The sequence below is a fragment of the Coleofasciculus sp. F4-SAH-05 genome (genome assembly GCF_040222985.1).
In the GTDB taxonomy this organism is placed as follows: Bacteria; Cyanobacteriota; Cyanobacteriia; order Cyanobacteriales; family Coleofasciculaceae; genus Coleofasciculus; species Coleofasciculus chthonoplastes.
Window position 1 is genome coordinate 19,261 of sequence record NZ_JAVKBY010000197.1, and the last position, 8,620, is coordinate 27,880.

Consider the following 8,620-nt stretch of genomic DNA (forward strand, 5'->3'; position numbering starts at 1 on the left):
GGATTTAGGCTTCACTCCTGCTATGATTCATGATTAACGAAAAAGGCATTGTGCCAAACTAGGGAATTGGGAGGATATCTATCCCCAAATCAGTTCGGTTATTTCCCCGATTCAACTCTATCCGTTTCTCGGTGTTTTAGGCGATGATAGTAACTAGGAGAGAATGTCAACCTGTTGAACCCTGTCGGTGTCAGGAGGAAAAGTAGCAGATGCGACAAGCGGATGATTTTTCGGAAATGTTGAACCTTTACCTCTTTACCGTCGTCTAAAGGTGTAATACTATAAAGTTAAGGCAAACTCATACTGACTTCGCATTCGCTCTGTTCCTAGCCCAGAGTTAGTAAGCTGGGAAACGCCGCAGAATCAACGAAGAGACAATTAACTGAGTCAATCGCTTTAACTCCTGATCTACGGTTCGATCTCCTGCCCAACTCAATACAGGTAGGAGTCTATACATCTTTTAGTAGATGTGAACAACCGCTTCGCGCACGTATCCTCAAGGTGAGAGATGGCTATAGCTTTTGCTTTTGAGGTCAAAATCCGCGACAGATTTATTGCTCGTTTACGGAGTCACTACTCACAGATGCCCACTGTTAACACCAAACCCAAAACGACCAAGCCCACATTTTCGGCAGATATGGTTCGCACGTATCTGCATGAAATCGGTCGCGTGCCACTACTGACCCATGAGCAAGAAATTGTCTATGGTAAGCAAGTGCAGCAGATGATGCCGCTCTTGGAGGCAAAAGAAGCCTTAGCGGAAACGAAGAAGCGTGAACCGACGATACAGGAGTGGGCAGATCACGTTAATTTAGGGGAATCAGCCCTGAAGAAAATTATAAACCAGGGAACTCGAGCCAAGCGCAAAATGATTGAAGCGAATCTGCGCCTAGTGGTTGCGATCGCGAAAAAGTATCAGAAGCGTAACATGGAATTCCTGGACTTGATTCAGGAAGGCACCCTGGGATTAGAGCGAGGCGTGGAGAAATTTGACCCAACGCGAGGGTATAAGTTCTCTACTTATGCTTACTGGTGGATTCGTCAAGCCATTACTCGCGCCATCGCCCAACAAGCCCGTGCGATTCGGTTACCGATTCACATTACCGAAAAGCTGAATAAGATCAAGAAGGTTCAACGGGAACTGTCTCAGAGATTGGGGCGTAACGCCACACCAACTGAGATTGGTCAAGAGTTGGAGTTAGAACCTGCCCAAATTCGCGAATATTTGAGCATCGCCCGTCAACCCGTATCCCTAGATGTGCGAGTGGGGGATAACCAAGATACAGAATTATCTGATCTGTTGGAAGATAGTGGACCGACACCGGTTCATTACACCACCCAGGAATCCCTGCGCCAAGATTTAGATAATCTGCTGGCAGAATTAACCCCCCAACAACGGGAAGTTTTGGCACTCCGCTTTGGCTTAGAAGATGGGAATGAACTATCTCTGGCAAAAGTCGGACAGAGACTTAATCTCAGTCGCGAGCGGGTACGCCAGTTAGAGCATCAAGCTTTAGCCCAACTCAGACGACGCCACGCCACTGTGCGGGAATATATAGCGAGTTAAGTTTGTTTGTCGTTGCGCTGTCTTCGCCATCAACGTTGGCATCCCCTACGACAAGTTTAGCCAAGAACTAAAGTTCTGGCTCAAAGCTTAAACCCGTTTTAACGGGTTTAAAGACTGTTTCCGAACATTCAAGTTGGCGATATTCTGTCGAAGTGGTAGCAAATTGTGCTACCACTTTTTTTGTAAAAAAATATTAAGTTTTTAGGCAATCCCTAGACTAGCGATTGAAGCTCCTGAAAATACTGTGTCCGTAGAAAAATATTCTGCTGGGTGAGTTAACTTTCATTCCTTCGAGGGAATCGCCACTGAAGGATCATCCCTTATTGTGTAACTAGAGAGAGATGCATACTTCAATCCAATTACAAACCCGCGTAATTTTGCCCATACAAGCTGTGACGGTTGAGAAACCGGATAAAGGCAGCGAAAACCAGAGACAGGTTCACGGTTAGATAGAAAGTAAGGATGCCTGCTAACGTCTACTTTAGCTTAAATCTACTTTAACAAATTAGGGCGGCTACCAACTGTGTACTAAAATTCCAGATTTTTTAAGGGTGTTTCGATATTATTTTCAAGGAGGTAACCACGGTGATTAGCCGATTCATTGAGTTTTTCCAGTCCCAACGTCAACCGTCTTTCCCTTGGCGTTTACCCCTAACCGGGTTACTGCTCACCGTCGGACTTACAATGAATTTCTCCAGTAGACCCATCGCCGTCGCTCAACAACTCAAGCAAGCCGTGGATAGTTCCACTGGGGAAAAGAATCCATCTACTGTATCCGCTTCAGCTACTTTAATCCCAGATGGCACGTACCTTTACGGTGAATCCTCCCAACCCAATCAAATTGGTCAAGAATATATTGTATTTCAAGCCAATCAAGGACAGCTAGTTGGGGCACTTTACTTACCTGACTCTGAATTTAGCTGTTTTCATGGCACTTTAGAATCTAAACAGATGAATCTCCGAGTTGTCAACCCCTACGATCAAACCGCTTTAGCTCATACTATCGAGAATCAGCAACAAACCTCGGTAGCGGCGGCGGGGAGACAGCTTAATCTCGATCGCACTTACGAATCCTTATCCTATCCCTATACCGTTAAGCTTGATCAGTATCAACCCGTTGGTCAACTGAGTGAGAATGATCAGCGGATGTTGAATATCTGTCGAGAAAACTTGTTCTGACAAAGGACAAATGACGAAAATACTAACATCCTACATCTAACCCCGCTGGCGGTTGGGAATACAAGGCTTGTTCCTCTGCGGCTGTGGGTGAGCTAGTGAACTGTTCAATTTGAGTTAATAAGGTTTTCGCTTCCAGATCACCATTGTCGGTTCGGTGTTTGAGGTAGAGCTTCAGTTCATTGACTAGGGCGGTGGGGATGTTCATGGGTAACAATTCAAATGAAAACGCTATATTCCATTTTGGATGATGAATGGGATTTAGAGGTAGGGCGGGTTTTGTACTTCAGTGAGGAGAAACCATGACGATTAATCCCTAAACCCGCCCCGACAATTCTAATCAACCAAATAAGGTGTGCCACGCCAGTAGTAGGTGGGCAATGCCCACCTTACGCAATACCCACCTTACGCAATACCCACCTTACGCAATACCCACCTTACGCAATGCCCACCTTACGCAATACCCACCTTACGCAATACCCACCTTACTCCTATACAAAGGAAGCGAAAAGTTAAAGGTTGATCCTTGTGTTGGCACACTGGTAACACTAATTTGTCCCCCGTGAGCATTAATAATTTGCCGACATAAATATAAGCCTAAACCAATTCCGGTTAAGTGTTGAGAGTGCAATCCGCGAACATAAAGCTTAAAAAGCCGATCGCACTGCTGTTTGCTCATCCCTACCCCATTATCCGCGATCGCACAATGAAGCATATCCCTCTCAACCCTTACTGTCAGCGTAATCTTCACCCCCGGTAGATTGTGTTTAAGGGCATTCGTCAATAGATGATGAAACACACACCGCAGTTGAGTCGGATCAGCTTTAACCGGGGGTAAAGTTTTGGGAATAACCGTCGTTAATTGAGCGTGGTTACTGCTGAATAACGGCTGCAAATCAGCCAGGATTTGGCTGAGGAGTTCATTTAAGCATAAAGGTTGACAGTGGAGTTCTATTTTCCGCCCTTGGTTAAAATGGTCTTCAGATAAGGCATTAATCAACGTCAATTGGCGATCGCTATTTTCAATCAGCCGATCCAGAATTCGGCGTGGCAGGGCAACGGTTTCACCAGAGCATTTTTGGGTTCCCTTCAACATCAGAATTAAGCCCATCATTGATGTTCGTAGATCATGGGAAACTGCTTGTAAAAACACATCTTTGAGTTCGTAAAGCCGTTGCAATTCCTGCATTTTTTCCTCAAGTTGCAGGGTACGTTCCGCCACTTGACTTTCCAGGTTACTATTAAGCCTTTGGACTTGTTGGTACAGTTGAGCTTGTTGAATGGCAATAGTGACTTGAACCGCTAATCGTCTTAACCAATCCACCTCAAAGGATTGCCAATGACGGGAACGGTGGCATTGATGAACCGCTAAGAGTCCAAACAGTTGCTCATCGAGAATTAACGGAATTGCCAGGGTAGCTTTAATCTGGTAGCACCGATAAAAGTCTTTGAGATAGGGCGTTACATTAACCCGCTCCGTATTATACCGGATTAAAATTTGACGCTGATCAAATAATTCGTGGGTTTCTTGCAATAATTTATCTGAAGGTTTCCATCCCAACAGGGATTTATAAGCAGAGGCGACAGATTCGGCAGCAATTTTACCGTGGTAATTTTCATCCAGATAACTGATATAGACCCGATCTGCCTGTAATAATTGCCGCACTTCCACAACAGTGGTTTGCAAAATCTGGTCTAAATCTAAGGATTGACGAATCCGCAGGGCAATCTCCGCTAACAAGCGATCGCGTTCTAAGGTAGCCCGGAGTTGATGTTCTGCCTGTTGACGCTCTGACATGGCGGCGGCTAAAACTAAGGCGGTTATGGTTACCACTGCCATAAACGTTTGTAGCAGTAAAATTGCCCCTAGGGTACTTCCCGTTTTCACCACAAAGGGTCCAATCCCTTGGAGGGTGCCGCCAATTGCCATTCCGGAAACGATTAAACTGGCAAGAACCGCACCCCACACCCGAAATCGCAGCGCCGCCCAAACGACTAAGGGAAAGGGTAAATATTCTAGGGGATAATCGGAGAGGGCAAAGGTAGTTCGAGACTGGAAAACTAGCCAACTGAACACCCAGAGTAGACCCCAACCCAGGACGGCTTCTAAAATCTGTTGGCGTGGATAATTTGGCGGAAAAATTCGCTGAGGAGATTCCTGGGAAATTAATAGCAGTAAGGGAGTAAAGACTAAGATTCCCATACTGTCTCCTAACCAAAGCGTTCCCCAATTCAGTCCAAATTGATGCCACGGAATAAAATTCACCCAGCAATTCACTAGCGTACTAATCGTGGCGTTAATGAAGGGAGCAATGATTGCGCCGAAGATAATTAGAGCATAAGCATCCTTGAGGCATTCTAAGGTCGGGTTAAAATCCAAGCGACGTAATCCCATCGCACCGACAACAGCTTGTAACGTACAGCCGATTACCGAACCCAGGGACACCAAAAATGAAACGCCCAGAGACAGATTGAGCCAAAATGCACCAATCGCCACACCAACCCAAAGCCGTTTTCCCTGCAAAAAAAGGACAGCCAGAGCAATCCCCGCACTGGGCCACACTGGAGACGCTTCAGCGCCCAATCCCAACCAAGACAAGGTAAAATGAGCGCTACCCTTATGAGCGATCGCGACTAGAGCCACTGTGATCAGGTATCGCCAGAAACGCTGCTGACTCCCAGGAAATATGGACAAAATTAAATCTTCACCGTAATTAATATTCAAGATTTCATAGCTAAGAGCGATCGGCTTCCATCAACAGGATGGCTAAAGTTATCAAAACTTAACTTCCCCTAGGTGGGTGAGTGTTGAGTTTTAACCCTTCACGATCTTCGAGGGAACCTAGTTTGTAGGGGCGGGTTTGACTACTAACATTTGTTGCCACCCAGATGTGACTAAACCCGCCCTGATGAATGACAAATGACGAATGACTATTCCTGTCTCACACTCTCCGGAACCCCCACAGGGGAAATACCCGCGATCGCTCTCAGGTTTTGAGAGCGAATTAATTCGGTAAAATTTAAACTTAGTCGTCCTTCTATCTCAGCCACGGATTCAATTGCTGCTAATAGATGCTGTGCCGCTTCTGTTTCGGTATAGCCACGTCGCAGGGCGACTTTGATCGCATCGGTATCCGCATCTAAGTGGGTTTGACAACTGCGAGTGCTGCGCCAAATTTGACTCCCCGCGATCGCACTCAATCCCGTCGCCACGACAACACCCACCGCATCACCTTGCACCAGTTCTACCATTCCCCCTAACAATCCGGCAATGACGACGCCTTGATATAAATCTGGCTTAAACCATTTGATCGTAATCAACCAACTCACGATGCTGAGGATCAGCATATCCCGTTGCGGTCTGGGTAAGCGACGCCACAGATCAAAGTTAATATAGATTGGACGATCTCTCAACCAAGGCATCGGGAAAGGAGTTTCAATCACCGCCGTCTGTTGCGGTTTACTGATAACTTTGGTCAGCATTCGCCCAGAGGCGGGCATTAGATCACGCAAACGGCGAATTTCTGGCTCTGGATTCATCAGCCGAGGAACTTAAACTTAGAGGATTTATGGGATAAAGTTAAAACACTCGTTTTTCCAACTATCTCACGCCTACAGGAAAACTCAAAACGTCTGAGCAAGGAAACCCGTAAAATAGGCACAGGAGATTGTCAAAATCAGACATTCCCCGCCAGCGACAACCCAGCGATAGACTATGGACGCTTTCACCCCATTTCCGCCGCAATGGACGAAATCAGCTACTCATGCAGTAGAGTTTTGCTGTCCCACCTGTCATGCTTCTTCTATGGAAGCTCAACGGGTTTGGATTAATCGACAATCGCCAGTCCTGACTGAAGATTATCGCAAGAAGTGGCAAGAGTTCTATCAATGCCAGTGTGGTAAAGTGTGGTGGGCTTGGAGTAGCGATCGCCCTCCCTCGGAATTGACTAACCGCGATCGCCCCCCAGATTTGTAATGTCGAATATTATAAACAGTAAGTAGCCCATGGCAGTAGTTGGGCAAACATGGAGTTATGCGTGTTTCCACTGTATTAGCCCTAACCCTTAGTACAGCGAGTCTCTGGGGAATGCCAATTGCCCCGATTCACGCTGTTCAGCAAGCTGATGGTACCGTTTCCTTTATTGATTGTTATGTTATCCCTAGCTTGGCTGCAAAACCCGCCCCGACCAAATGATAAATGATAAATGATAAATGACGAAGGATAAATGATAAATGACAAATTACCAAGGACTACCAACCATAGTGAACGCACTCCAGTAATAAGGATGTTCAAAGTTACCGTCTCCGAGTCTAGCTAATTCTGGCGGTAACGCGATTGATTTATCACCCACAATCAGTTGACCCCCTTCGAGATAAACTTGTCCCTGCAACATCGCCAGTTGAGTTTGTCGCAGCGCTTCTGCTTTAATAGGGGCTTGTTTGAGAGTTTGATAAAGTTGGGTCATTAATCCTAATGTTCCCTCATCACTGACATACCATAAACTGCCTACGGCTGATTTTGCGCCCGATTGAACCGCTAATCCAGCAAAACCTAATTCGGCTTCCTCATTCCCCAACGCCGTGCGACAAGCACTGAGAACTAAGAGTTCAACCGGAGGATTATTCCAGTCTAATTGAGGTAATTGATTGAGTCGCAGCTTCCTATCCCAAAGTTGGATATACGAGTTATTCGGTTCTCCCGATTGGAAATTAGCATGAGTGGCTAAGTGGATAATGCCAAAAGGTTGCTGTTGACGTTGTGCTTTGAGATTTTCTAGCGTAAACGTATCGTTAAGAAAAGATTTTCCTTGCCACAGAGATTGGGTAATGGCTGATAATTCTACTGGAACAGCAGGTAAAGGTTTTTGATCCGTAAATTGTGCGGCTCCCATTGCTAAAACGTTCAGGTTTTCAATGGGGGCGTAGTTCGGATTTACCAGGCTTAAACTCGGCATTAAACCAACACTGTATTTCTCAATCAAAAACTGTTGACCATCGTAAAGAGCCGCCAGAGGAATAGAGCGCAAGCCGTAGTCTACTAGAAAGGTTATGTTTTCGATCCCGATGGCTTGCAGTTCGGCATCCATGGGAGCCACTAGCCAATCATAAAGTTGTTTTCCTGGAGCAATGTAGCCTTTTAGACTGCGAATATTGGTGACTTCTAAGCGAAACTGATCCGCAACGCTGAGAACTTGTTGGCGAGTGATTTCTGGGATTCTTTTGCGAATGGGTAATCCATTAGCCGTAACCAGTAGTAGTTCTAATTGATCTTGAGGATTGCGGGTTTGTCGGGGAATATTTTGGTTAGAAGATGATTGATTTTCTGCCTGGTTATAACTCTCTGGCGGGACAAAACTGATATAAAGCAGTGAAGATTTAACTCCTGTAGTTTTCTCAATATTGCTGAGAATATTCCGGCTTTGGGCGAGGGTAACTAAGGGAATATCAGTGGGTAAGCCTAAATAGTCTACAAATTGCCGGGTAAAGTTTTCCTCTGAGGCGTCAACAGATTGGAGAGACGAGTCGTCAGAAGAAGCGGGTGATGAGGCTTCGCTGGATGAGTTGTTAGCGGGGGTGGATGGATTGCTATTCGCTTCACTGGAGGGGGTTTCAGCGGAGACAGATGGAGTACTATTGGTTTCGCTCGGACTAGGATTGCTGGAGTTAATTGGTTGATTTGTCGGTTCAGATAGAGTCGTATCGCTGGAATTATTCAGATTATCTTCTGGATTCACAAAAGCCGGATTATCGGGATTATCTAGGTTATCTTCTGGATTCACAGAAGCCGGATTATCGGGATTATCTAAATTATCTTCTGGATTCACAAAAGCCGGATTATCGGGATTATCTATTTTATATTCTGGATTCACAAAAGAA

At 45.7% G+C, this 8,620-nt stretch carries 8 protein-coding genes; 4 read left to right on the forward strand and 4 right to left on the reverse strand.

Annotated features, from left to right (window positions below; genetic code table 11):
* Positions 1-583 precede the first annotated feature (583 nt).
* Positions 584-1,567: an RNA polymerase sigma factor, RpoD/SigA family gene (locus tag RIG27_RS23605; RefSeq protein WP_446349240.1), complete on the forward strand. Its 984-nt coding sequence runs from the start codon at positions 584-586 to the stop codon at positions 1,565-1,567.
* Between the two features lie 585 nt (positions 1,568-2,152).
* Complete coding sequence (locus RIG27_RS23610; protein ID WP_446349228.1) at positions 2,153-2,746, forward strand: hypothetical protein; 594 nt, start codon at positions 2,153-2,155, stop codon at positions 2,744-2,746.
* A 22-nt stretch (positions 2,747-2,768) separates the two neighbouring features.
* Here the strand turns inward: RIG27_RS23610 and RIG27_RS23615 are convergent, their stop codons facing one another.
* From RIG27_RS23615 to RIG27_RS23625, 3 genes are all read right to left on the reverse strand, one after another.
* On the reverse strand, positions 2,769-2,951 hold the full coding sequence (locus tag RIG27_RS23615; protein ID WP_446347682.1) for a hypothetical protein: 183 nt from the start codon (positions 2,949-2,951) through the stop codon (positions 2,769-2,771).
* A gap of 261 nt (positions 2,952-3,212) precedes the next feature.
* Positions 3,213-5,468: a sensor histidine kinase gene (locus RIG27_RS23620; protein WP_446349230.1), complete on the reverse strand. Its 2,256-nt coding sequence runs from the start codon at positions 5,466-5,468 to the stop codon at positions 3,213-3,215.
* 206 nt (positions 5,469-5,674) lie between these two features.
* A complete protein-coding gene (locus tag RIG27_RS23625; protein WP_446349232.1) occupies positions 5,675-6,283 on the reverse strand; it encodes a DUF3318 domain-containing protein in 609 nt (202 codons plus the stop codon).
* 175 nt (positions 6,284-6,458) lie between these two features.
* Between RIG27_RS23625 and RIG27_RS23630 the strand changes: the two genes are divergently transcribed.
* On the forward strand, positions 6,459-6,719 hold the full coding sequence (locus tag RIG27_RS23630) for a hypothetical protein (protein WP_446347676.1): 261 nt from the start codon (positions 6,459-6,461) through the stop codon (positions 6,717-6,719).
* A gap of 57 nt (positions 6,720-6,776) precedes the next feature.
* Positions 6,777-6,938 (forward strand): hypothetical protein, encoded by a 162-nt coding sequence (locus RIG27_RS23635; protein WP_446349234.1) that lies wholly within the window; start codon positions 6,777-6,779, stop codon positions 6,936-6,938.
* Positions 6,939-6,984: 46 nt separating this feature from the next.
* Here RIG27_RS23635 and RIG27_RS23640 read toward each other — a convergent pair.
* On the reverse strand, positions 6,985-8,620 hold a 1,636-nt coding region (locus RIG27_RS23640), incomplete at its 5' end, for a CHAT domain-containing protein (RefSeq protein WP_446349236.1).

Coding starts and splice junctions, on each gene's coding strand:
- RIG27_RS23605 (WP_446349240.1), top strand. CDS start 584: ATGCCCACTGTTAACACCAAACCCAAAACGACCAAGCCCACATTTTCG.
- RIG27_RS23615 (WP_446347682.1), bottom strand. CDS start 2,951: ATGAACATCCCCACCGCCCTAGTCAATGAACTGAAGCTCTACCTCAAA.
- RIG27_RS23630 (WP_446347676.1), top strand. CDS start 6,459: ATGGACGCTTTCACCCCATTTCCGCCGCAATGGACGAAATCAGCTACT.
- RIG27_RS23625 (WP_446349232.1), bottom strand. CDS start 6,283: ATGAATCCAGAGCCAGAAATTCGCCGTTTGCGTGATCTAATGCCCGCC.
- RIG27_RS23635 (WP_446349234.1), top strand. CDS start 6,777: ATGCGTGTTTCCACTGTATTAGCCCTAACCCTTAGTACAGCGAGTCTC.